The sequence below is a fragment of the Serratia sp. OS31 genome, assembly GCF_014164835.1.
Lineage (GTDB): Bacteria > Pseudomonadota > Gammaproteobacteria > Enterobacterales > Enterobacteriaceae > Serratia > Serratia liquefaciens_A.
On the sequence record NZ_JACJFQ010000015.1, the window covers coordinates 43,270 to 65,784 of the forward strand.

23 protein-coding genes are annotated in these 22,515 nt (G+C 56.0%); 12 read left to right on the forward strand and 11 right to left on the reverse strand.

The window, feature by feature from the left end:
• Positions 1–12: 12 nt before the first annotated feature.
• The 4 genes from H5P17_RS14170 to cpxP form a co-directional block, all read right to left on the reverse strand.
• Entirely contained in the window at positions 13–1,002 is a 990-nt protein-coding gene (locus tag H5P17_RS14170; protein ID WP_044554942.1) for a sulfate ABC transporter substrate-binding protein, read from the reverse strand.
• Between the two features lie 192 nt (positions 1,003–1,194).
• Positions 1,195–2,157, reverse strand: coding sequence for a 6-phosphofructokinase (pfkA, locus tag H5P17_RS14175; protein WP_020837567.1), 963 nt, complete (start codon positions 2,155–2,157; stop codon positions 1,195–1,197).
• 231 nt (positions 2,158–2,388) lie between these two features.
• Complete coding sequence (fieF, locus tag H5P17_RS14180) at positions 2,389–3,291, reverse strand: CDF family cation-efflux transporter FieF (RefSeq protein ID WP_044554915.1); 903 nt, start codon at positions 3,289–3,291, stop codon at positions 2,389–2,391.
• A 297-nt stretch (positions 3,292–3,588) separates the two neighbouring features.
• Positions 3,589–4,083 carry a cell-envelope stress modulator CpxP gene (gene cpxP / locus H5P17_RS14185; protein WP_041415106.1) on the reverse strand — a complete coding sequence of 165 codons (495 nt, stop codon included), beginning with the start codon at positions 4,081–4,083 and terminating at the stop codon, positions 3,589–3,591.
• 148 nt (positions 4,084–4,231) lie between these two features.
• On the opposite strand from cpxP, the gene cpxR reads away from it, so the two are divergent.
• From cpxR to H5P17_RS14210, 5 genes are all read left to right on the forward strand, one after another.
• Positions 4,232–4,930 (forward strand): envelope stress response regulator transcription factor CpxR, encoded by a 699-nt coding sequence (gene cpxR / locus H5P17_RS14190; RefSeq protein ID WP_004953234.1) that lies wholly within the window; start codon positions 4,232–4,234, stop codon positions 4,928–4,930.
• Positions 4,927–6,300, forward strand: coding sequence for an envelope stress sensor histidine kinase CpxA (cpxA, locus tag H5P17_RS14195; RefSeq protein WP_044554914.1), 1,374 nt, complete (start codon positions 4,927–4,929; stop codon positions 6,298–6,300). The genes cpxR and cpxA overlap by 4 nt, the downstream gene beginning before the upstream one ends.
• A gap of 63 nt (positions 6,301–6,363) precedes the next feature.
• Positions 6,364–6,837: a tRNA (uridine(34)/cytosine(34)/5-carboxymethylaminomethyluridine(34)-2'-O)-methyltransferase TrmL gene (gene trmL / locus H5P17_RS14200; protein ID WP_044554913.1), complete on the forward strand. Its 474-nt coding sequence runs from the start codon at positions 6,364–6,366 to the stop codon at positions 6,835–6,837.
• Between the two features lie 62 nt (positions 6,838–6,899).
• Positions 6,900–7,649, forward strand: coding sequence for a CHAD domain-containing protein (locus H5P17_RS14205; RefSeq protein ID WP_182823552.1), 750 nt, complete (start codon positions 6,900–6,902; stop codon positions 7,647–7,649).
• Positions 7,650–7,782: 133 nt separating this feature from the next.
• Positions 7,783–8,454: a DUF3313 domain-containing protein gene (locus H5P17_RS14210; protein ID WP_044554911.1), complete on the forward strand. Its 672-nt coding sequence runs from the start codon at positions 7,783–7,785 to the stop codon at positions 8,452–8,454.
• A 69-nt stretch (positions 8,455–8,523) separates the two neighbouring features.
• Here the strand turns inward: H5P17_RS14210 and cysE are convergent, their stop codons facing one another.
• The 5 genes from cysE to H5P17_RS14235 form a co-directional block, all read right to left on the reverse strand.
• Positions 8,524–9,345: a serine O-acetyltransferase gene (gene cysE, locus H5P17_RS14215; protein WP_044554910.1), complete on the reverse strand. Its 822-nt coding sequence runs from the start codon at positions 9,343–9,345 to the stop codon at positions 8,524–8,526.
• Between the two features lie 106 nt (positions 9,346–9,451).
• Positions 9,452–10,471 (reverse strand): NAD(P)H-dependent glycerol-3-phosphate dehydrogenase, encoded by a 1,020-nt coding sequence (gpsA, locus tag H5P17_RS14220; RefSeq protein ID WP_182823554.1) that lies wholly within the window; start codon positions 10,469–10,471, stop codon positions 9,452–9,454.
• Positions 10,471–10,941: a protein-export chaperone SecB gene (secB, locus tag H5P17_RS14225; RefSeq protein ID WP_020837579.1), complete on the reverse strand. Its 471-nt coding sequence runs from the start codon at positions 10,939–10,941 to the stop codon at positions 10,471–10,473. Before secB ends, gpsA begins: the two co-directional genes overlap by 1 nt.
• Before the next feature lie 59 nt (positions 10,942–11,000).
• On the reverse strand, positions 11,001–11,249 hold the full coding sequence (gene grxC / locus H5P17_RS14230; RefSeq protein ID WP_044554908.1) for a glutaredoxin 3: 249 nt from the start codon (positions 11,247–11,249) through the stop codon (positions 11,001–11,003).
• A 28-nt stretch (positions 11,250–11,277) separates the two neighbouring features.
• On the reverse strand, positions 11,278–11,712 hold the full coding sequence (locus tag H5P17_RS14235; protein ID WP_020837580.1) for a rhodanese-like domain-containing protein: 435 nt from the start codon (positions 11,710–11,712) through the stop codon (positions 11,278–11,280).
• A 298-nt stretch (positions 11,713–12,010) separates the two neighbouring features.
• On the opposite strand from H5P17_RS14235, the gene gpmM reads away from it, so the two are divergent.
• The 3 genes from gpmM to H5P17_RS14250 are packed head-to-tail and all read left to right on the forward strand — an operon-like array spanning position 12,011 to position 15,867.
• Positions 12,011–13,555: a 2,3-bisphosphoglycerate-independent phosphoglycerate mutase gene (gene gpmM / locus H5P17_RS14240; protein ID WP_182823556.1), complete on the forward strand. Its 1,545-nt coding sequence runs from the start codon at positions 12,011–12,013 to the stop codon at positions 13,553–13,555.
• A gap of 9 nt (positions 13,556–13,564) precedes the next feature.
• A complete protein-coding gene (gene envC / locus H5P17_RS14245) occupies positions 13,565–14,899 on the forward strand; it encodes a murein hydrolase activator EnvC (protein ID WP_044554906.1) in 1,335 nt (444 codons plus the stop codon).
• A gap of 2 nt (positions 14,900–14,901) precedes the next feature.
• Positions 14,902–15,867: a divergent polysaccharide deacetylase family protein gene (locus H5P17_RS14250; protein ID WP_182823558.1), complete on the forward strand. Its 966-nt coding sequence runs from the start codon at positions 14,902–14,904 to the stop codon at positions 15,865–15,867.
• A 32-nt stretch (positions 15,868–15,899) separates the two neighbouring features.
• On the opposite strand, the gene tdh is transcribed toward H5P17_RS14250, so the two are convergent.
• Complete coding sequence (gene tdh / locus H5P17_RS14255; protein ID WP_182823560.1) at positions 15,900–16,925, reverse strand: L-threonine 3-dehydrogenase; 1,026 nt, start codon at positions 16,923–16,925, stop codon at positions 15,900–15,902.
• A gap of 9 nt (positions 16,926–16,934) precedes the next feature.
• A complete protein-coding gene (locus tag H5P17_RS14260; protein WP_182823562.1) occupies positions 16,935–18,131 on the reverse strand; it encodes a glycine C-acetyltransferase in 1,197 nt (398 codons plus the stop codon).
• 240 nt (positions 18,132–18,371) lie between these two features.
• Between H5P17_RS14260 and rfaD the strand changes: the two genes are divergently transcribed.
• The 4 genes from rfaD to H5P17_RS14280 are packed head-to-tail and all read left to right on the forward strand — an operon-like array spanning position 18,372 to position 22,504.
• The gene (gene rfaD, locus H5P17_RS14265; protein ID WP_182823564.1) at positions 18,372–19,301 is read left to right on the forward strand and encodes an ADP-glyceromanno-heptose 6-epimerase; all 930 of its coding nucleotides are present in this window, start codon (positions 18,372–18,374) and stop codon (positions 19,299–19,301) included.
• Positions 19,302–19,323: 22 nt separating this feature from the next.
• Positions 19,324–20,370: an ADP-heptose--LPS heptosyltransferase RfaF gene (gene rfaF / locus H5P17_RS14270; RefSeq protein ID WP_044554901.1), complete on the forward strand. Its 1,047-nt coding sequence runs from the start codon at positions 19,324–19,326 to the stop codon at positions 20,368–20,370.
• A gap of 2 nt (positions 20,371–20,372) precedes the next feature.
• Positions 20,373–21,338: a lipopolysaccharide heptosyltransferase RfaC gene (gene rfaC, locus H5P17_RS14275; protein WP_044554900.1), complete on the forward strand. Its 966-nt coding sequence runs from the start codon at positions 20,373–20,375 to the stop codon at positions 21,336–21,338.
• Positions 21,335–22,504 (forward strand): glycosyltransferase, encoded by a 1,170-nt coding sequence (locus H5P17_RS14280; protein WP_182823566.1) that lies wholly within the window; start codon positions 21,335–21,337, stop codon positions 22,502–22,504. The genes rfaC and H5P17_RS14280 overlap by 4 nt, the downstream gene beginning before the upstream one ends.
• Positions 22,505–22,515: the final 11 nt, after the last annotated feature.

The following is a 22,515-nucleotide window of genomic DNA, read 5'->3' on the forward strand; positions in this document are numbered from 1 at the left end:
GTCATCAAGGCATCAGCGCTTGCTGATCTCGTCGAACACGCCACCGGTGGCGAAGTGCACCTTCTGTGCCTGAGTCCAGCCGCCAAAGGTATCATCCACCGTGAACAGCTTCAGTTTCGGGAACTGCTCGGCAAACTTGGCCGCCACAGCTTCGTCACGCGGGCGGTAGTAATTTTTCGCCGCGATGGTTTGTCCTTCCGGCGTATACAGATACTTCAGATAAGCCGTCGCCACATCGCGAGTACCGCGCTTATCAACCACTTTATCGACCACCGAGACGGTCGGCTCCGCCAGGATCGATTCGCTTGGGGTGATAATTTCAAACTTGTCTTTACCCAGCTCTTTCTCCGCCAGCAAAGCTTCGTTTTCCCAGGCGATCAGCACATCACCGATGCCACGTTCTACGAAAGTATTGGTTGAACCGCGTGCGCCGGAATCCAGCACTTCGACGTTCTTATACAGGTTTTTAACGAATTCCTGCGCTTTGGCCTGATCGTTATTGTTCTGGTGCAGTGCGTAACCCCAGGCCGCCAGATAGTTCCAGCGTGCGCCCCCGGAGGTTTTCGGGTTCGGGGTGATCACCGAGACGCCCGGCTTAATCAAATCCGGCCAGTCGTGAATTTGTTTTGGGTTGCCTTTACGCACCAAAAACACAATGGTCGAGGTATAAGGTGCCGAGTTGTCCGGCAGGCGTTTGATCCATTCTTTATCGATGCGCCCGCGCTCGGCGATTGCGTCCACGTCATAGGCCAGCGCCAGCGTGACCACATCGGCCTCAATACCGTTAATCACCGAGGTCGCCTGCTTGCCGGAGCCGCCATGCGATTGGCGCACCGTCACTTTATCGCCGGTCTGCTGCTGCCAGTATTTACCGAATGCGGTGTTATATTCCTGATAGAACTCGCGTGTCGGGTCGTACGAAACGTTCAGCAGTTGGATATCTTTCGCCATGGCGCCGGACGCCAGCAGCATTATTGTCAGACCTACACCCCATTTACGCATACGCATCGACTCGCTCTCCCAGGAAAAATAATCACAACCTCAATCGGTTGATTTAGCATCAGAGCCTGCCAGAAACTTTCCCGCCAATTAAAGAATAAAAAATGTTGGGCTAGACGATTCTGGAATATAACTGCCACGGGCATAAAAAAAGCCCCCGCGTGCGGAGGCTTCTCGAGTTGAATGAATGCGGGATCAGTACAGCTTTTTCGCTGTATCCAGCCAGTCGCCCTTGAACGGACGCTTCATGTTTTCGATCGCATCGATGATGTCGTGGTGCACCATCTTCTCGTTCTGGATACCGACGCAACGGCCACCGTAGCCCTGCAGCAGCAACTCGATAGCGTAAGCGCCCATGCGGGAAGCCAGAATACGATCGTAAGCTACCGGCGAGCCGCCGCGCTGAATGTGGCCCAGCACGGTCGCGCGGGTTTCACGCTTGGTTTCTTGTTCGATATGGCGAGCCAGCTCATCGATATCGCAGATGTGTTCGGTGATCGCCACAATCGCGTGTTTTTTGCCTTTAGCGATACCGGCCTTGATTTCGCAAACCAGGTCTTCGCGGTTGAACTCGGTTTCAGGCAATACGATAAATTCACAACCGCCGGCAATCGCCGCCGCCAGCGTCAGATCGCCGCAGTAGCGCCCCATCACTTCAACGATGGAAATACGCTGATGAGAAGACGAGGTGTCGCGCAAACGGTCAATAGCTTCCACTACGGTTTCGAGCGCGGTGAAGAAGCCGATGGTGTAGTCGGTACCGGCCACGTCGTTATCGATGGTGCCTGGCAGGCCGATACAAGGGAAACCTTCTTCCGTCAGGCGTTTGGCGCCCATATAGGAACCATCGCCGCCGATCACCACCAACGCATCAATACCGCGGTTTTTCAGATTCTCAATTGCCTTGGCGCGTACGCTGTCGTCTCTGAACTCAGGGAAGCGGGCTGAACCGAGGAAAGTGCCGCCGCGATTGATCATATCGGACACGCTATAGCGGTCCAATTGTTCCATGCGATCTTCGTACAAGCCAAGGTAGCCATCGTAAATACCAAAAACTTCCAGACCTTCCGAAAGTGCAGCACGCACAACGCCACGGATTGCAGCGTTCATACCCGGCGAATCACCGCCACTCGTCAGTACACCGATTTTCTTGATCATGACTACCTCTGAACTGTAGATGCAATTTCTTAAGAATTCTGTATTCGCCGATTGTCTTGAAACCTCTCCGGCTGCAGAAAACCAGCTTTACGGTTTATTGCTGGATATTATAGCAAAAACACCCAGCTGAATTGATTCAAGTCACGCATTATTGCGGTAAAAAAACCTCATGGCACGCTGAGCTAATGCTATCGTTTATCCGCTGCGCCGGTTCTCGTCATCCTGCATTAATTATAGCTCCCAACGTCCTTGCCGGCCCACGGGTACCACAGAACAAGGATCCTGGTGGATGAGAACATCAGCCCCCGGAAAGCGATGCAATAACGCCTGCTCCACCTGTTCCGCCAGAATATGCGCCTGCATCAGCGGCAGCGCATCATCCATCTCCAGGTGCAGCTGAATAAAACGCGTCGGACCGGACTGGCGGGTGCGTAGATCGTGCGCGCCTTTCACTCCAGGCCATGAAGAGATCACGTCGATAATCGCCTGGCGCTCGTCGTCCGGCAGTGCCCGGTCCAGCAACGATTGCACAGCTTCATAACCCATCCGTAACGCGCTATAAAGAATGTAGACGCCGATTCCCAATGCAAACAACGCATCCGCCCGGTGAAAACCATACCAGCTTAGCGCAAGCGCTATAAGAATAGCACCATTCATCATGACATCTGACTGATAATGCAGCATATCTGCTCGCACTGCCTGACTGCGAGTTTTTCTCACTACCCAGCGTTGATAGGTGACCAGCAACAGGGTGCTGACCAACGCCACTATCGTCACGGCCATACCGATGCCAGGGTCGCGCAGGGTTTCCGGCGAATACAGATGTTGAAAACCGGTCAGAAATAAAAACAGCGCCGAACCGGAGATGAACATACTTTGCGCTAACGCCGCCAACGATTCAGCTTTGCCGTGCCCGAAAGTGTGCTCCTCATCGGCCGGCTGCAGCGAGTAACGCACCACCAGCAGGTTGGTCAACGATGCGGCGATATCCACCAGCGAATCCACCAGCGCGGCCAACAGGCTCACCGAACCGGTGCGGTACCAGGCGACAATTTTGATCAGTAACAGCGTTGAGGCCAAAACGGTGGCCGCTAACGCGGCGGATTTCACCAAACGCGCATATTGCGGTTCCATAACCCATCCCGGTTAAACGTTCAGAGGGTCAGTATAACGGAATGGTGAGCAAAAAAGCCTTCGCGTAGCGTCGCCTGCCGTTGCCAAGGCAGTGCGCGTCGCAAAGGGAAAACGGCCATATCGATGAAGAAAAAACCGTTCGACCAGCGCGAAACGCCGTCATGGTCCATACTCTGTGGCTTAACTTTGCAGGGTAGCCTAACGGCTTATCAAGCTGTAATTGATGGATAAAAAAAACCCCGCCATCATGGCGGGGGAAGACAGGGATGGTGTCTATGGCAAGGAAAAAACAGGGGACTACTCAGTCGTACTTAACTTCTGGGCAGAAGTTTGCTGCAAACCAGAAATCTGTTGCTCCATCTGCTGCATGCGCTGCTGATGTTTCTGGTCTAAAACGCTTTTTTGCTGTGGCGTCAGCAGGTTATACATTTGATTGCGTACCCGGGCCATTTCGACCTGACGCTTAACCTGCTGCTGGGCCATCTGTTCCGCCTGGGCATACACGGCGGCTTCATCAAATTTGTCTGCGGTCACCAGCTTATGCATGGCTTCCATTTCAGCTACATTGACACCTGGCAGATCGTGGCGTGCCTGACGCATTAAATCGCGCATTTGCTGGCGCTGTTGCTCAGTCAGGCTGACACCGTCAAACATGTGGTGTTGGCCAGGTGTTCTGGTGGTCGCATCGTTTCCGGGAGTCGGTGCAGTTTCCGATGTAGTGTCGGCAGCGAACGCAGCGGTAGAACCTATTGCCAGCATTGATGCCATAACTAATGCGGTCACCTTACGCATTTCAACTCCTCGTGCTTTCTCACTTTGCGAATCAACGAGGAGCAGTGTACTGCTGCACCTGCAAACATGCGTCAGTGCATGTAAAACTACGTAAAGTCATGGAATGCCAACAGTTGATGACGTATTTTGCGTCAGGAGGTAAAACACAATGAATAAAATTCTGCTAGTTGACGACGACCGCGAGCTGACCTCGCTGTTAAAAGAACTGCTTGAAATGGAAGGCTTTACCATCGTGGTTGCTTACGATGGCGAACAGGCGTTGTCGCTACTGGACAGCTCCATCGATCTGCTGCTGCTCGATATCATGATGCCGAAGAAAAACGGTATCGATACGTTGAAAGAACTGCGTCAGCATCACCAGACCCCGGTCATCATGCTGACCGCTCGCGGCAGTGAACTTGACCGCGTATTGGGTCTGGAACTGGGCGCCGATGACTACCTGCCGAAACCCTTTAACGATCGCGAACTGGTGGCGCGTATCCGCGCGATCCTGCGCCGTTCCAACTGGAGCGAACAACAGCAGAATGTCGACACCGGCGCACCAACGCTGGACGTGGACGGCCTGCAGCTCAACCCAGGTCGCCAGGAAGCCAGCTTCGACGGCCAAACGCTGGATCTCACCGGCACCGAATTTACCCTGCTGTACCTGCTGGCGCAGCACCTTGGTCAAGTGGTGTCACGCGAACTGCTGAGCCAGGAAGTGCTGGGTAAACGGCTGACGCCTTTTGATCGCGCTATCGATATGCACATCTCCAACCTGAGACGTAAGCTGCCCAACCGCAAAGACGGCCATCCGTGGTTCAAAACGCTGCGTGGTCGGGGTTACTTAATGGTATCTGCAACATGATCAACAGTTTGACGGCACGTATCTTCGCCATTTTCTGGTTCACATTGGCCCTGGTGCTGATGTTGGTGTTGATGGTGCCCAAGTTAGACTCCCGCCAAATGACCTCGCTGCTGGACAGCGAGCAGCGGCAGGGGCTGATGCTGGAACAACACGTCGAGGCCGAGTTGCAAAACGATCCGGCCAACGATCTGATGTGGTGGCGGCGCTTATTCCGCGCCATTGAAAAATGGGCCCCGCCTGGGCAGCGCCTGCTTCTGGTCACCAGCGAAGGCCGGGTGATTGGCAACATGCAGCGCAACGAAATGCAGTTGGTGCGCAATTTCATCGGCCAATCTGATAACGCCGATCATCCGAAGAAGAAGAAATATGGCCGTGTCGAACTGGTCGGCCCTTTCTCGGTGCGCGATGGTGAAGACAACTACCAGCTGTACCTGATCCGCCCTGCCAACAGCCCACAATCCGATTTTATCAACCTGATGTTCGACCGGCCGCTGCTGCTGCTGATCGTCACCATGCTGATCAGCGCCCCCTTGCTGCTATGGCTGGCCTGGAGCCTGGCAAAACCGGCGCGCAAGCTGAAGAATGCGGCGGACGATGTCGCACGTGGCAACCTGAAACAGCATCCTGAACTGGAGGCCGGGCCGCAAGAGTTCCTGGCGACCGGTGCCAGTTTTAACCAAATGGTCAGCGCGCTGGAACGCATGATGACCGCTCAGCAACGGCTGATTTCCGATATTTCGCATGAGTTGCGTACGCCGCTGACCCGCCTGCAGTTGGCCACGGCATTAATGCGCCGTCGTCACGGCGAAGGGCACGAGCTGGCGCGCATCGAAACCGAAGCACAACGCCTGGACTCAATGATCAACGATCTGCTGGTGCTGTCGCGCGGACAACAGAAAAGTGAGTTGGCCCGTGAACGGCTGCTGGCCAACGAACTGTGGGCCGACGTGCTGGACGACGCCAGCTTCGAAGCCGAACAAATGGGCAAACAGCTGGAGATCACCTCTCCTCCCGGTCCGTGGGCCCTGTTCGGTAACGCCGGTGCGCTGGATAGCGCATTGGAAAATATCGTGCGCAATGCCCTGCGCTATTCGAACACCCACATTGCCGTGGCGTTCAGCGCAGACAACCAAGGCATAACCATTGTGGTCGACGACGACGGTCCCGGCGTCAGTGCGGAAGATCGCGAACAAATATTCCGGCCGTTCTATCGTACCGATGAAGCACGCGATCGCGCCTCGGGCGGGACCGGTTTGGGCCTGGCCATCGTTGAGGCGGCAGTCAACCAACACCGTGGTTGGGTGAAAGCGGAAGACAGCCCGCTCGGCGGCCTGCGTCTGGTGTTGTGGTTACCGCTCCACCAGCGCTGATAGCCTAAGACAGGCCGCTAAGATTTTGCTATTCTGCGCCCCTCGTCATGAGGGGCTTTTTACATGCTGAACATCGTTTTATTCGAACCTGAGATCCCACCCAACACCGGCAATATTATCCGCCTGTGTGCCAATACCGGTTTTCAACTGCACCTGATAGAGCCAATGGGCTTCCCGTGGGACGATAAACGCCTGCGTCGCGCCGGGCTGGATTACCATGAATTCGCCAGCATCCGGCGTCATGCCGACTACGCGGCTTTTATCGCCGGCGAAAATCCGCAGCGTCTGTTTGCCCTGACCACCAAAGGCACCCCGGCGCACAGCGCGGTCAGCTATCAGGCCGGTGACTACCTGCTGTTCGGGCCGGAAACGCGCGGCCTGCCCGCCGAGATCCTCGAAGCCTTGCCGGCACAGCAGAAAATCCGCATCCCCATGCAGGCACAAAGCCGCAGCATGAACCTGTCTAACGCCGTTGCCGTGGTGGTGTACGAAGCCTGGCGACAACTGGACTATGCGGGTGCACTGATTAAGTCTTAATCAATGACAACCTGGCCTGCGGAGACAATAATGTTTAAAGGTTACCTCTCCGGGGACATCGAATGGCTTTGGCTGAGAGTATTGTCACGCAACTACGCAGGCTCGAAAGCGCGCTGAATCAGGCGCTGTTGCGTTTGCACGACATAACGGACGCTGAGGCCTTACACGACGTACGTATCAACCTGCAGCGTATCAGAAGCCTGTTGCGCCCCTTGCGCGGTATTCCTGGCGTTACCCGGCTCAGCCGCGCTGCCGCTGAATTGGGTAAAATCACTACGCCGATACGCGATCTGGAAGTGCTGATTGCCGAACTGGAACAGCACCCGTTGGCATGGCAGACCAACACGCGCAAAACCGAGCTGCACAGCCGCAAACTGGCGTTGATGTCGCAACCGTTGCTGACCCACTTTCCCACTCTGCTGCATGCCTGGCCAAAAACCTTTCGCCGCACCAACCCCCGGCATACGAAACGTCGTATTGCCCTCCGCCTGAGCCTTCAGACGAAGCAGCTGTGCCTGGCATTAGCAGACTCGCATTACGATCGACACCGGCTGCGCCTGCTGGTTAAGCGCCTGCGCTATGTTGTCGATGCCTATCCTCAACTCTCTCACATTACGCCACAAGCCGCCGCCAACCTGAAAATAGCGCAAAGTGCGCTCGGCGATTGGCACGATCGTTTTGTCTGGTGCCAGCAGGCCGAAAATCAGCAAGATCTGTGGCCGCTGCTGCCAGAGTGGCAAAGGGCGCTGGATGTCACGCGGGAGAAAGCGGAGAAGGCGCTGCTTTCACTTTCACGGGCGCTTAATACCTAAAATCCGCGGTGTATCACGATCCTGTCAAAAGGGTGCGGGAACAGGGCACGCCAGTCCCCGAAAACATTCACTGCGGCAGAGGATAATAGGCTATGTTTTGTAAGGGTAATCGACATTCATCATAGGAAATCGTATGAAAAAACAACGTTTGGGCGTTGCCATGGCGGTTTTGGCAGCGGGCCTGTTATTGGCAGGCTGTTCGTCCAAAGTAACCAAAACGGATCAGTACTCGGGATTCTTGTCTGACTACAGTAAATTGCAGGAAACCACGTCACCCAGCGGCCATAAAACGCTGCGCTGGATCGACCCAAGCTACAAAGAATCCAACTACCGCGGCCTGTATTTCGAGCCGGTAGTCTATTTCCCTGCTGAAAAACCGACGACGCGCGTCAGCCAGGATACGCTGAATAAAATAAAGGCTTACGCCACCCAGCGGATCAAAGCCGCGCTTGAAAATCGCTTTACCGTACTGAAGAGTCCGGCCGGATCGCGCGTACTGATAGCTAAGCTCGCCATCACCGCAGTTTCTGCCGAAAACGAAGATGTGAAATTCTATGAGGTGGTGCCGGTCGCGGCAGTGGTTGCCAGCACCATGGCGGCCAGCGGTCACAGAACCCAAAACACCACGCTGTATATCGAAGGTGAGTTGATTGATCAGGACACCGGCAAAACCGTGCTGGAAGTCGCTCGTAAAGCCTATGGTAAAACCGTCAGCAACGACAGTTCACCGGTAACGGCAGAGGACGTCAAAGCCGCGATCGATGACATGGTCACAGACATCACCAACTTCCCGAAACAGGGTTAACCCTGCGAAGAAACACATCGGGGGAGCCACAGCTCCCCCGATTTTATGTTTATGCGCCAATCCACCCGCTTAAATACCGTCGCCGTATTCAAAACCGTGGTTAGTGCCGTTGAAATACTGGTCCATATCCATCGACGGCGTGTCGCTTTCCGGCCGACCGACAATACGTGCAGGCACGCCCGCAGCCGTCGTATGCGCAGGTACAGACTGCAACACCACTGAGCCCGCACCGATTTTAGCGCCTTTACCCACTTCTATATTGCCGAGAATTTTAGCCCCGGCGCCAATCATTACGCCCTCACGGATCTTCGGATGGCGATCGCCGCTGGTCTTTCCGGTACCGCCGAGGGTAACCGACTGCAAAATAGACACGTCATTCTCTACCACGGCAGTTTCACCGATCACGATGCCGGTAGCATGGTCAAGCATGATGCCGCAGCCAATCGTGGCCGCCGGGTGAATATCCACGCCGAAAGCGACCGAAATCTGATTCTGCAGGTAAATCGCCAACGCCTGCCGCCCCTGCAGCCACAACCAGTGGCCGATACGGTAGGCCTGGAGCGCATGGAAACCTTTCAGGTACAGCAACGGCGTTGAATATTTGTCTACCGCCGGGTCACGCAGACGCACGGCCAGGATGTCACGGGCGGCCGAAGCGATCATTTGCTGATCGGCTAGGTAGGCGTCTTCCACCACTTCACGCACCGCAATGGCCGGCATAATTGGATTTGCCAGCTTGTTTGCCAGAATATAGCTGAGCGCACCGCCCAGGTTATCGTGCTTGAGCAACGTCGCATGATAAAAGCTAGCCAGCATCGGTTCACACTCAGCCAGCTCTCTCGCCTCTGATTTAATGCTATTCCAGACCTGCTCTAACTCTTCTGACGACATCAGGTTCCTCTCCGCCTTGCAAAACAGGCTGCCTCATCGCATGGCGATCAGGCAGCCCAATTCAGTTGCCGGGGTCAGCATGCCGCCCCGCATTCTATTTTATAGGTCAAGCGTTGTGTTTTTCGTCTTTTCTGGTCCGCCCCAACAGGCTTAGCGCGGCCTCGCGGGCATCTTTGTGGCAGTACAGCACCTGGTAAATCTGTTCGGTAATCGGCATTTCAACGCCGTGCCGCTGCGCCAACGCCAATACCTCTTTGGTATTGCGATAGCCTTCGACCACCTGACCTATACTGTCCTGCGCTTCCTGCACGCCTTTTCCCTGCCCCAGCATAATACCGAAGCGGCGGTTGCGCGATTGGTTATCGGTGCAGGTTAACACCAGATCGCCCAGCCCGGCCATGCCCATGAAGGTCGAGGGATCGGCACCCAGCGCAGAGCCAAGGCGTGTCATTTCCGTCAAGCCGCGGGTAATCAATGCCGTACGAGCATTCGCACCAAACCCGATGCCGTCTGACATGCCGGCGCCAATGGCAATCACGTTCTTCACTGCCCCGCCCAACTGCACGCCGATAAAATCGGGGTTGCTGTAGACGCGGAAACTTTTGCCACAGTGCAGCAACTGTTGCAGATCTTCAGCGAACTGCGCATCGGTAGAGGCCAGTGCAATGGCGGTAGGCAGCCCGGCAGCCAATTCTTTGGCGAAAGTCGGCCCGGAGACCACCGCAAGCGGAATGGCTTCACCCAGCGCTTCGCGCGCCACGTCCTGCAATAGCCGGCCGGTTTCTGCTTCCAGCCCTTTGGTTGCCCAAACGATACGGGCATCCGGCCGCAAATGCGGTTTCAACTGACGCAGCACGTCACCAAACACATGGCTTGGCACCACCACCAGCACATCACGGCTGGCCGCCAGCGCACGGGCCAGGTCGGCTTCGAGCAACAGCGTGTCGGGGAAGGTTACGTCGGGAAGAAAGGCCTGATTGCAGCGATCGCGCTGCATTTTTTGAATCTGCTCGGGGTTATGGCCCCACAGCACCACGGAGTGGCCGTTACGCGCCAGCGTAATGGCTAATGCGGTGCCGTACGAGCCGGCACCGATAACGGTCATTGAAGCATTGACGGTGTTCATCAGGCATCCTGATGTGGTGCGGCACCTTCGCCTTCCGCCTGCTGCTGCAGATAGTTCATGAACAGCGCGTCAAAGTTAACCGGTGCCAGGTTCAGCTGCGGGAATGTACCGCGAGAAACCAGGCTGGTGATGCACTCACGCGCATACGGGAACAGAATGTTCGGGCAGTATGCGCCCAGGCAATGCGCCAGCTGCGTGCCGTCGATGCCCGCTACAGAGAAGATGCCTGCCTGCTGCACTTCACACAGGAACGCAGTTTCTTCGCCCAGAGACGCCGTCACGGTTACGCGCAGTACAACCTCATACACTTCGTCAGCCAACTGGCTGGAAGCGGTATCTAGATCCAGTTTAACTTCTGGCTGCCATTCCTGCTGGAAAACCTGCGGCGCTTTTGGCGCTTCGAAGGAGATATCCTTGGTGTAAATGCGCTGAATCTGGAAAGCCATCTCTGTGCTGTTTTGTTCTGACATGTGTGTAATACCCTTGGTTAAACGTCCTTATTGACACTCAGTAACCGGTAGCGGCCCGCTTAAAGCAGCGGATCCAGACCACCACGAGCATCGAGTTCATATAAATCATCGCAGCCGCCGATATGTTGGCCATCGATGAAAATCTGAGGCACGGTGGTGCGCCCACTGCGCGCAATCATCGCTTCGCGTTTTTCATTATCGCCATCGATGGCGATTTCGTTAAACGCGGCGCCCTTGCTGTTCAGCAGCGCTTTGGCGCGATGGCAGAACGGGCAGGTCACTTTGGTGTAGATATCAATGTTAGCCATGGATTACCACCTCAAATACGTTAAATAATTACTTACCGCGCACTAATGGCAGGTTTTCCCCGCTCCAGCCGGCAATCCCGTCCTTCAGCGTGGTGACGTTTTCGAAACCCGCCTTGTGGAGGTTTTCTGCCGGCTCGCGGGAAGTGGTGCCGTTGGCACAAACCACGATGATAGGCTGAGCCTTGTGTTTTTCCAACTCGCCCAGGCTGCCGCTTTTGATTTCGCTGGCGGTCAGGTTAATGGCGTTGGCCAGGTGGCCTCTGCGGAAATCATCACGGCTGCGGGTATCCACCACAACGGCATCTTCTTTATTAATCAGTCGGGTGGCTTCACCGCGGGTGATCTCTTTCACCTTGGAGAAACTGCTCTTGAACGTCATGACGATCACCGCAACCAGCAGGGCGATCCAGGCCAGGCTCAGTATGGGATGCTTGCTAACGAATTGCATAATTTCTTGCAGCATGGGGTGTAACAACTCCCGTCAGTTTAAGGAAAAAATAACTCAAGGTTCCAGAGTATACCTGCCGAGTGCAGCAAATACAGCCAATAAGCAAGTGCTAGTGCAGAAACTGCGGGCTACGCTGAGAAATTCTCTGCGCCACAGCCTAAAAGCCGCCTTTGTTGACCGCAACTTTGATCTCTCTGGGCTCTTTTTAACCGTCGGCGTTGTAAAATCGGTCGGTTTTTAGGGTGAATAGCCATCACTCTGGCACCGGGCAGATGGCTATTCACAACTTAAAATTCATAACGAGGTTAATGCAATGTCGAGCAACAAAAAACCGATGGTACTGGTGATCCTGGACGGGTACGGCCACCGCGAGGAGCAACAGGACAACGCCATTGTGAACGCCAAAACGCCGGTGATGGATCGCCTGTGGCAACAGCAGCCACACACGCTGATCGCCGCATCCGGGCTGGATGTTGGCCTGCCTGACGGTCAAATGGGCAATTCGGAAGTCGGCCACGTCAACCTGGGGGCCGGCCGTATCGTTTATCAGGATCTGACCCGGTTGGATAAAGAAATCAAAGAAGGCGATTTCTTCGCGAATCCAACGCTGACGGCAGCGGTCGACAAAGCCGTGCAGGCCGGCAAAGCGGTGCATATCATGGGGCTGCTGTCGCCGGGTGGCGTACACAGCCACGAAGATCATATTCTGGCCATGATTGAACTGGCCTCGCAGCGCGGCGCCAAGACCGTTTACCTGCATGCCTTCCTCGACGGTCGTGATACTCCGCCACGCAGTGCTGAAACCTCCTTGCAACGCTTTAGCGATGCCTTTGCCAGCCTGGGCTGCGGGCGTATCGCATCGCTGATCGGCCGTTACTACGCCATGGACCGCGACAACCGCTGGGATCGCGTTCAACTGGCTTATGATTTACTGACTCAGGCCAAGGGCGACTTTGTCACCGACAACGCCGTTGCTGCCCTGCAGGCCGCTTACCAGCGTGGCGAGAACGACGAGTTCGTCAAGCCGACCGTTCTCCAGGCTGCCGGGGAGGCCACTGCCGAACTGCACGACGGTGACGCGCTGATTTTCATGAATTTCCGCGCCGATCGCGCACGCCAGATCGTTCGTGCCTTCGTGAATGCGGATTTCGACGGTTTCCCACGCGCCAAAGTCATCAACTTTGGTGATTTCGTCATGCTGACCGAATACGCCGCCGACATCAAAGTTCCCTGCGCCTATCCGCCGGCATCGTTGAACAACACCTTCGGCGAATGGTTAATGAAGCACGACAAAACCCAGCTGCGCATTTCGGAAACCGAAAAATACGCCCACGTCACCTTCTTCTATAACGGCGGCGTTGAACAACCGTTTGCCGGAGAGGAGCGTGTGCTGATCAACTCACCGAAGGTCGCGACCTACGATCTGCAGCCAGAAATGAGCGCCGCCGAGCTGACCGACAAACTGCTGACCGCCATTAACAGCGGCAAGTACGACGCCATCATCTGCAACTATCCCAATGGCGATATGGTGGGTCATACCGGGGTTTACAACGCGGCGGTAAAAGCGGTGGAAACTCTGGACGGCTGCATCGCCCAGGTCGTCGAAGCGGTGAAAGCCGTCGACGGGCAGTTGCTGATCACCGCCGACCACGGTAATGCCGAACAAATGCGCGATCCCGCGACCGGTCAGGCGCACACCGCCCACACCAGCCTTCCGGTACCGCTGATTTACATCGGCAAGCCTGCCCGCGCAGTCAACGGCGGCAAGCTTTCGGACATCGCGCCGACCATGCTGACGCTGATGGGAATGGAAATCCCGCAAGAGATGACTGGTAAGCCGCTGTTCATCGTGGAATAATCCTTCCTTATGAGGGAAAAGGCGTTTTTTGCACTATCAAGGGTAACCCGAAGCGCAAACCCAGGCAGCCAGCCGCTGCCTGAACGCACCGCGCCAAGGAAGTTGACCACCCTGTGCGCCAGCGTATTTTACGCTGGCGTCTTGTTGTTGCCGTTAGCCAGCCAGGCGGCGGAAGACAATAAATCCCAGCTCAAAGACATCCAGCAAAGCATCGCCGAGAAAGAAAAGGCGGTTAAGCAGCAGCAGCAGCAGCGCAGCTCATTGCAGGATCAGCTTAAGCAGCAAGAGAAAACCATCGCGCAGGCCAGCCGCCTGCTGCGTGACACCCAGGGCACCTTGAGCCAACTGGGGAAAGATATCTCCGGCCTGAATGCCTCAATCGCCAAGTTGCAAAAGCAGCAATCCACCCAGCAGGAAATCCTCGCCAAACAGCTCGATGCCGCCTTCCGCCAGGGCCAACACAGCGCCGTGCAATTGATCCTCAGCGGTGAGGAGAGCCAGCGTAGCGAGCGTATTTTGGCTTACTTCGGCTACCTGAACGACGCGCGTCAGCAAACCATTGAAGAACTGAAGCAAACCCGCGCCGAGCTGGCAAAGCAAAAAACCACGCTGGTGGCCAAACAGGGCCAACAGAAATCGCTGCTAGGCGAACAACAAACTCAGCAGCAGAAGCTGGAGCAGGCACGCGGCGCACGTAAGAAAACGCTGACCGCGCTGGAAGCCTCGCTGGAAAAAGATCAGCAGCGCCTGGTGGAGCTGCGCCAGAACGAAACCCGGATGCGCGACAAGATTGCCCGGGCCGAAAGAGAAGCCCGTGCCCGAGCGGAACGCGAAGCGCGTGAGGCCGCCAAAGTACGCGAGCAGGTGCGCGTCAAAGAACAACAGGCGAAGAAAACCGGCACCAGCTATAAGCCAAGCGAAGCCGACCGCTCACTGATGGCCCGTACCGGCGGCCTTGGCAGACCGGGTGGGCAGGCAATATGGCCGGTACGCGGTCGTACTTTGCATGGTTTCGGTGAACAGCTGCAAGGCGAACTACGCTGGAAAGGCATGGTGATCTCGGCCGCCGAAGGCAGTGAAGTAAAAGCTATCGCCGACGGTCGCGTGCTGCTGGCCGACTGGCTGCAAGGCTATGGCCTGGTTGTCGTCATCGAACACGGTAAGGGTGACATGAGCCTGTATGGCTACAACCAAAGCGCGTTGGTCAACGTAGGGGCGCAGGTACGCGCCGGCCAGCCGATAGCCTTGGTAGGCACCAGCGGAGGCCAGGGAACGCCGTCGCTCTATTTCGAAATTCGTCGCCAGGGTCAGGCCGTTAACCCACTACCGTGGTTGGGAAGATAGATTTGCGCTATAACAAAATCCGTACTGCCGTCTTGATTGGCTGTCTGCTGCAGGTCTGCGCCGCACAGGCAGGGAAACTCTCCATCGTTATCGATGACGTGGGTTATCGCCCGCACGAAGAGGGTGCGGTGCTGCAAATGCCGACGGCCATCTCCGTCGCGGTGCTGCCCAATGCCCCCCATGCCCGTTTAATGGCTACCCGCGCCCACAGTCAGGGGCGTGAAGTGCTGATCCACATGCCGATGGCGCCGCTCAGCAAGCAACCGCTGGAACGCGACACGCTACAGCCTTCCATGAGCAGCGAAGAGATCCAGCGCATTATCCGCAATGCGGTCAATAATGTGCCCTATGCGGTGGGTATGAATAATCACATGGGCAGCGCCATGACCTCCAGCCTGCCGGGTATGCAGAAAGTCATGCAGGCGCTCGACAGCTACCAACTCTATTTCCTCGACAGCATGACCATCGGCAACAGCCAGGCCACCCGAGCCGCGGCCGGTACCCATGTGAAGGTGATCAAGCGTAAGGTGTTCCTGGACGACACGGCCAACGAAGCCGATATCCGTCGCCAGTTCAACCGGGCCGTCGAATTGGCGAGGCGCAACGGTTCCGCTATCGCCATTGGTCATCCGCGCCCGACTACGGTGAAAGTGCTGCAGCAAATGCTGCCCACGCTGCCGAGCGACATCGTGCTGGTGAAACCCAGCTCGCTGCTGAACGAACCACAGGGCGGCGGCAGTGGCGGCAGCTATGTCCCACCACCGGCCAAGCCGCAGAAACCGCAGCCGAAGAACCCGTTCAATGGCGGGATCAAGCAGTGTAAGGTCAAGTTGCCGAAGGAAAAAGTCAACGCGGGCAAGGTCATGAACGTGATCGGCGAAAGCGTGACCCAGTCGCCGGCCGTGACCTTCATTAAACGTCAGTGGCAACGCTGGACGGACCCAACGCCAGATAAGCCCAAAGCATAAAATCAGGGCCGGAATTCCGGCCCTTTTTACGGTTAGTCCCAGCTCAGGATCACTTTCCCGGACTGGCCGGAGCGCATGACGTCAAAGCCCTGCTGGAATTGGTCGATCGAGAAACGGTGAGTAATGATAGGCGTCAGATCCAAACCAGACTGGATCAGCGCCGCCATCTTATACCAGGTTTCAAACATCTCGCGACCGTAAATCCCTTTGATAAACAGCCCTTTGAAGATCACCTGATTCCAGTCGATCGACATATCCGACGGTGGAATACCCAGCATGGCAATACGTCCGCCGTGGTTCATCGCGTTGAGTAACGAACGAAACGCCGGTGGCGCGCCTGACATTTCCAGCCCTACGTCAAACCCTTCAGTCATGCCCAACTCGGCCATCACGTCGTTCAGGTTTTCTTTACTGACGTTCACCGCACGGGTCACGCCCATTTTACGCGCCAGATCCAGACGGTATTCGTTGACGTCGGTAATCACCACGTGGCGGGCGCCAACGTGTTTGCATACCGCCGCGGCCATGATGCCAATAGGGCCGGCGCCGGAAACCAGCACGTCTTCGCCTACCAAGTCAAACGACAGCGCGGTGTGCACCGCATTGCCGAACGGGTCGAAGATTGACGCCAGCTCATCGGAGATATTGTCCGGGATTTTGAAGGCATTGAACGCCGGGATCACCAGATATTCGGCAAAAGAACCAGGACGGTTCACCCCCACACCGGTGGTATTGCGGCACAGGTGAGTGCGGCCACCCCGGCAGTTGCGGCAATGGCCGCAGGTGATATGGCCTTCGCCGGAAACGCGGTCGCCGACGTTGAACCCTTTGACTTCCTGGCCGATGGCAACCACTTCACCCACGTACTCGTGGCCGACGACCATAGGCACCGGGATGGTTTTCTGTGACCATTCATCCCAGTTATAGATATGAACATCGGTACCGCAGATCGCGGTTTTCCGGATTTTAATCATGATGTCGTTATGGCCCAGCTCCGGCTGAGGCACATCGGTCATCCAAATCCCTTCTTCCGCTTTCAGTTTTGACAATGCTTTCATGGTTTTACCTTATGCAATAACGCCAAGATCTTTACCGATACGAATGAACGCCGCAACCGCACGCTCAATTTGCTCCGGGGTGTGATCGGCGGACATCTGGGTGCGGATACGCGCCTGGCCTTTCGGCACCACCGGATAGAAGAAACCTGTCACATAGATGCCTTCCTTGAGCAACGCATTGGCGAATTCCTGCGCCAGTTTTGCTTCACCCAACATCACCGGGATGATGGCGTGATCGGCCCCGGCCAGCTCAAAGCCCGCCGCGGTCATTTTTTCGCGGAACAGGCTCGCATTGGCCCACAGACGATCGCGCAATGCATCGCCCTGCTCCAGCAATTCCAATACTTTGATCGACGCGGCGACAATCGCCGGCGCCAGCGAGTTGGAGAACAGATAAGGACGCGAACGCTGACGCAGCCACTCCACGACCTCTTTTTTCGCTGCGGTATAACCGCCGGAAGCACCGCCCAGCGCCTTGCCCAGGGTTCCGGTAATGATGTCTACGCGTCCCATCACCTCGCAATACTCGTGGGTACCGCGCCCATTGGCACCAACGAAACCGACCGCGTGGGAATCATCCACCATTACCAACGCCTGGTACTGATCTGCCAGGTCACACACCCCTTTCAGGTTGGCGATAACGCCGTCCATCGAGAACACGCCGTCGGTGGCGATCATGATATGGCGTGCGCCATCAGCCTTGGCCTGCTTCAGCTGTGCGGCCAGTTCAGTCATATCATTGTTGGCGTAACGGTAGCGCTTCGCCTTGCACAAACGCACGCCGTCGATGATCGAAGCATGGTTCAAGGCATCAGAGATAATGGCGTCTTCCGGCCCCAACAGGGTTTCGAACAACCCGCCGTTGGCGTCAAAGCAAGAGGAATACAAGATGGCGTCTTCCATCCCGAGGAAGTCGGCCAGCTTTTTTTCCAGCTGTTTATGGCTGTCCTGGGTGCCGCAAATAAAGCGCACCGACGCCATGCCGAAACCGTGGCTGTCCATACCGGCCTTGGCCGCCGCGATCATCGCCAGGTGGTTAGCCAGGCCCAGGTAGTTGTTGGCGCAGAAATTGATCACATGGCTGCCGTCGGCTACGGCGATATCAGCCTGCTGAGCGGTAGTAATAATGCGCTCTTCTTTGAACAATCCCTCGCTACGGGTGGTCTCAAGTTGTTGTTCCAACTGCTGATAAAAAGACGCGGACATTCGGTTATCTCCAGGATTGGGCTGTTTTCAACATATTTTACTGATTTGTAACCAAACTGACGAGAATCAGCGGGAGAGAATATGAAAATTGCAGCAGATATCACGGCAAAGTACTGCAGTGCTCGACATCACGGGATAATCAGAGCCCGTCCGATGTTTGCAGCGGCATGAAATGCTATTATAAGCGGCATTGAGCGTGGGACACCGTGTCCCACCGGGCAGAATAACAGGGGTAACCCAATGATTATCGTCACTGGTGGCGCCGGCATGATCGGCAGCAATATCATTAAAGCGCTGAATGACACAGGGTATCGCGATATCCTGGTGGTAGATAACCTGAAAGACGGCACCAAATTCGCCAACCTGGTCGATCTCGACATCGCCGACTATATCGACAAAGAAGATTTCATCGCCAATATCGTGGCCGGTGACGATCTGGGTGAAATAGACGCGGTTTTCCACGAAGGCGCCTGCTCGTCCACCACCGAGTGGGACGGCAAGTACATGATGGACAACAACTATCAGTACTCCAAAGATCTGCTTCACTACTGCCTGGATCGCGAAATTCCATTCCTGTACGCCTCTTCTGCAGCCACCTACGGCGGTCGTGAAGAGTTTATCGAAGAGCGCCAGTTTGAAGAGCCGCTGAACGTCTACGGCTACTCGAAATTCCTGTTCGACCAGTACGTGCGTGAAATTCTGCCTGAGGCAGACTCGCAGATCTGCGGCTTCCGTTATTTCAACGTCTACGGCCCACGTGAAGGCCACAAAGGCAGCATGGCCAGCGTGGCATTCCACCTGAACAGCCAGATCAACCGCGGCGAGAACCCGAAACTGTTCGACGGTAGCCAGGATTTCAAACGTGACTTCATCTACGTCGGCGACGTGGCGGCAGTTAACCTGTGGTTCTTGAAAAGCGGCGTCTCCGGCATCTTCAACTGCGGCACCGGCCGTGCAGAAACCTTCCAGGCAGTGGCCGACGCGGTGGTCGACTTCCATCAGAAAGGCGCGGTGGAAAACATCCCGTTCCCGGAAAAACTCAAAGGCCGTTACCAGGCGTTTACCCAGGCCGACCTGACCAAGCTGCGCGCCGCCGGCTATGACGCACCGTTCAAAACGGTCGCCGAAGGCGTGAAAGAGTACATGGCCTGGTTAAACCGCACCGCCTAAGCTGAAGGAACAAACATAGGGTATGAAAATACTGGTTATCGGCCCTTCATGGGTTGGCGATATGATGATGTCGCAAAGTCTCTACCGCACCCTGAAGGCCGAGCACCCGACGGCAGAAATTGATGTGATGGCACCGGCCTGGTGCCGTCCATTGCTGGCGCGTATGCCGGAGGTCAACCAGGCCCTGTCGATGCCGTTAGGTCACGGCGCGCTGGCGCTCAGTGAGCGCCGTCGTCTGGGGCATGCTCTGCGCGCCAACGGATACGATCGCGCCTACGTGTTGCCGAACTCCTTCAAATCGGCGCTGGTGCCTTTTTTTGCCCAGGTGCCACGGCGCGTCGGTTGGCGCGGGGAAATGCGCTATGGCCTGCTGAATGATATTCGCGTATTGGACAAGGCCGCTTTCCCATTGATGGTGCAGCGTTATGTGGCGCTGGCCTACGACAAACAACGCATTCAACGCGCAGAAGATCTGCCGCAGCCGCTACTGTGGCCGCAACTGCAGGTCAGCGACGAAGAAATTGCCGAAACAACTGCCGCCTTCAACCTGACCGATCATCGGCCGATTATCGGCTTTTGCCCCGGCGCCGAGTTCGGTCCGGCCAAACGCTGGCCGCATTATCACTATGCCGCTCTGGCGCAAAAGCTGATCGATCAGGGTTATCAAATCGCCCTGTTCGGTTCCGCCAAGGATAATGAGGCGGGTGAACAGATCCGCGCCGCGCTGGATGACGACGCCCGCGGCTTTTGCATGAATCTGGCTGGGGAAACGCAGCTGGAGCAAGCGGTGATCCTGTTGGCCTCCTGTTCGGCCGTGGTCAGTAACGACTCAGGTTTGATGCACGTTGCAGCGGCGTTGAATAAACCGCTGATAGCCTTGTACGGCCCAAGCAGCCCGGACTTCACGCCGCCGCTGTCCGACAAGGCCAAAGTGATCCGTTTAATTAGCGGTTACCATAAGATACGCAAAGGTGATGCCGATCAGGGTTACCATCAGAGCCTGATCGATATTCAGCCACAGCAGGTGTTGGACGCGCTGACGCCGTTACTTGCCGCCAGCGAGGAATAAGCATGCAGGTGTTGATTGTCAAAACCTCGTCCATGGGGGATGTGCTCCACACGCTACCGGCACTCACCGATGCCATGCAGGCCATTCCCGGCATCCGTTTTGATTGGGTGGTCGAGGAAGGCTTCAGCCAAATCCCTACCTGGCATCCGGCAGTAGATCGCGTGATCCCGGTGGCGATACGCCGCTGGCGCAAAAACTGGTTTGGCAGCGAAACCCGTCAGCAACGCTGCGATTTTAAACGCGTGGTGCAGGAGCGAAATTACGACGCGGTGATCGACGCCCAGGGGCTAATCAAAAGCGCCGCGCTGATCACCCGCATCGCCAAAGGCAGCAAACACGGCCAGGACAGCAAAAGCGCCCGTGAGCCCTTCGCCAGCTGGTTCTACAATCACCGCTACGATATCGACAAACAGCAACACGCCGTCGAACGTACGCGCGAGCTGTTCGCCAAAAGCCTGGGCTACGAAAAGCCCGACAGCGTCGGTGATTACGCCATTGCAGCCCGCTTTCTCAGCCATCTGCCGGCCGATGCCGGGCGGTATCTGGTGTTTTTGCATGCCACCACCCGCGATGATAAACACTGGCCGGAAACGCACTGGCGCGAGCTGATTTCGTTAACAGAGGCAAGCGGGTTGAAGATCAAATTGCCGTGGGGTGCAGAACACGAACGCCAGCGCGCACTGCGTTTGGCGGAAGGTTTCCCGCACGTCGAGGTTTTACCCAAACTCAGTCTGCAGCAGGTGGCCGAAGTGCTGGCCGGTGCGAAATGCGTGGTTTCGGTTGATACCGGCCTTAGCCACCTGACCGCCGCACTCGACAGGCCGAATATCACGCTGTTTGGTCCCACCGATCCAGGATTGATCGGCGGTTACGGTCAGAATCAACACTCTCTGATTTCTCCAGAAAAAAGCATGGCAACGCTCTCCGCCGGCTCAGTCTGGGCCGAGTTGCAAAAGGTTATTGGATGAAAAAGCTGCACGTTATCAATTTAGGGAAGATGGGTGGCGTCGAACGCCTGTTCTTGCAGTACATCAACGACACCACCGACGGCAGTAACGAGGTGATTTGCATCAGCAGCGAGGTCGGTGAAGAGATCCGCCGGCAAATGCCTGACCAGAAAGTCACCTTTGCCAACCGGCTGGTAAACGCTTTGCCACTGCGCTGCCCGCAGTTTTTGCGCAAATACCTGCTGAAAAGCAAAATCGAAAAGGCCAATGCCGACGTGGTCATCGTTTGGGACCTGGTGCCCGGGCTGGCTGCCAAACCGAAGCGCGGTAAGCTGGTTTACTACGATCATGGCTGCTCATGGCGCTACCCCAAGAATCAAAAGACCTTACGTTTTCTCACCATGCTGGACGGGGTGATCTCGGCCTCATTTGCCTCAAAGCGGGTGATGGAACTGCGCTTTAATTTGCCCTGCCCGAATCACGTGGTGATCAATCGACTAAAAACGCCCTCCGGTATTAGCGATAGCCTGAAACCACTCGGCAAGCCGATCAGAATAGGCACCGCCTCGCGCCTGGTCAGCCTGAAAGGCATCAGCGTGTCGTTGCTGATGATGCAGGAACTGCTGCGCCGCGGGCACGATGTCACCCTGGAAATTGCAGGCAAGGGACCCGACAGGGCAGAATTTGAAGCCTTGGCGGAAAAGCTCGAGCTGGACGATCGGGTCATCTTCAGCGGTTTTCAGGATAACGTCGCGGACTTTTTCAACCGCACACATATCTATATGAGTACGCCGATCACCGAACCCTTCGGCTTATCCTGTATGGAAGCTTTGTATTTCGGCGTGCCGGTCATATTCCCGCAGGTCGATGGCCAGCCAGAGGTGATTAAAGATCGACACTGCGGTATTGGCTTAACCCCCTCGGTAACGATTGAAGAACATCAACGGCTAACGGGCATCAAGGTGGATTTCCCTCATGAAGTCTATGATCCGGTCAGCGATACGCTGGTCATGCCTAAACTGCTGTCGCACCTGGAGTGCGCAGATGCAGTGGAAAAGCTGATAGTGCCGGAAACGTATCAAAGCATGAGTCAAAATGCGCAGCGTTACCCGGTCGAACATTTCAGCTACGCTAGGTTCAAAACAGAATTCGACGACGCGCTGAAATCATTTATTGCTCAATCTTAATGCGAGCCGGA

Bases quoted from the DNA above. Each gene is read 5' to 3' on its own strand.
- tdh (WP_182823560.1), bottom strand. From the start codon at position 16,925: ATGAAAGCATTGTCAAAACTGAAAGCGGAAGAAGGGATTTGGATGACC.
- H5P17_RS14205 (WP_182823552.1), top strand. From the start codon at position 6,900: ATGGCTTTGGCTGAGAGTATTGTCACGCAACTACGCAGGCTCGAAAGC.
- H5P17_RS14170 (WP_044554942.1), bottom strand. From the start codon at position 1,002: ATGCGTAAATGGGGTGTAGGTCTGACAATAATGCTGCTGGCGTCCGGC.
- H5P17_RS14260 (WP_182823562.1), bottom strand. From the start codon at position 18,131: ATGTCCGCGTCTTTTTATCAGCAGTTGGAACAACAACTTGAGACCACC.
- rfaC (WP_044554900.1), top strand. From the start codon at position 20,373: ATGCAGGTGTTGATTGTCAAAACCTCGTCCATGGGGGATGTGCTCCAC.
- rfaF (WP_044554901.1), top strand. From the start codon at position 19,324: ATGAAAATACTGGTTATCGGCCCTTCATGGGTTGGCGATATGATGATG.
- cpxA (WP_044554914.1), top strand. From the start codon at position 4,927: ATGATCAACAGTTTGACGGCACGTATCTTCGCCATTTTCTGGTTCACA.
- H5P17_RS14280 (WP_182823566.1), top strand. From the start codon at position 21,335: ATGAAAAAGCTGCACGTTATCAATTTAGGGAAGATGGGTGGCGTCGAA.
- cysE (WP_044554910.1), bottom strand. From the start codon at position 9,345: ATGTCGTCAGAAGAGTTAGAGCAGGTCTGGAATAGCATTAAATCAGAG.
- cpxR (WP_004953234.1), top strand. From the start codon at position 4,232: ATGAATAAAATTCTGCTAGTTGACGACGACCGCGAGCTGACCTCGCTG.
- H5P17_RS14210 (WP_044554911.1), top strand. From the start codon at position 7,783: ATGAAAAAACAACGTTTGGGCGTTGCCATGGCGGTTTTGGCAGCGGGC.
- H5P17_RS14235 (WP_020837580.1), bottom strand. From the start codon at position 11,712: ATGCTGCAAGAAATTATGCAATTCGTTAGCAAGCATCCCATACTGAGC.
- fieF (WP_044554915.1), bottom strand. From the start codon at position 3,291: ATGGAACCGCAATATGCGCGTTTGGTGAAATCCGCCGCGTTAGCGGCC.
- gpmM (WP_182823556.1), top strand. From the start codon at position 12,011: ATGTCGAGCAACAAAAAACCGATGGTACTGGTGATCCTGGACGGGTAC.
- cpxP (WP_041415106.1), bottom strand. From the start codon at position 4,083: ATGCGTAAGGTGACCGCATTAGTTATGGCATCAATGCTGGCAATAGGT.
- rfaD (WP_182823564.1), top strand. From the start codon at position 18,372: ATGATTATCGTCACTGGTGGCGCCGGCATGATCGGCAGCAATATCATT.
- secB (WP_020837579.1), bottom strand. From the start codon at position 10,941: ATGTCAGAACAAAACAGCACAGAGATGGCTTTCCAGATTCAGCGCATT.
- envC (WP_044554906.1), top strand. From the start codon at position 13,565: ATGAGGGAAAAGGCGTTTTTTGCACTATCAAGGGTAACCCGAAGCGCA.
- pfkA (WP_020837567.1), bottom strand. From the start codon at position 2,157: ATGATCAAGAAAATCGGTGTACTGACGAGTGGCGGTGATTCGCCGGGT.
- grxC (WP_044554908.1), bottom strand. From the start codon at position 11,249: ATGGCTAACATTGATATCTACACCAAAGTGACCTGCCCGTTCTGCCAT.
- trmL (WP_044554913.1), top strand. From the start codon at position 6,364: ATGCTGAACATCGTTTTATTCGAACCTGAGATCCCACCCAACACCGGC.
- gpsA (WP_182823554.1), bottom strand. From the start codon at position 10,471: ATGAACACCGTCAATGCTTCAATGACCGTTATCGGTGCCGGCTCGTAC.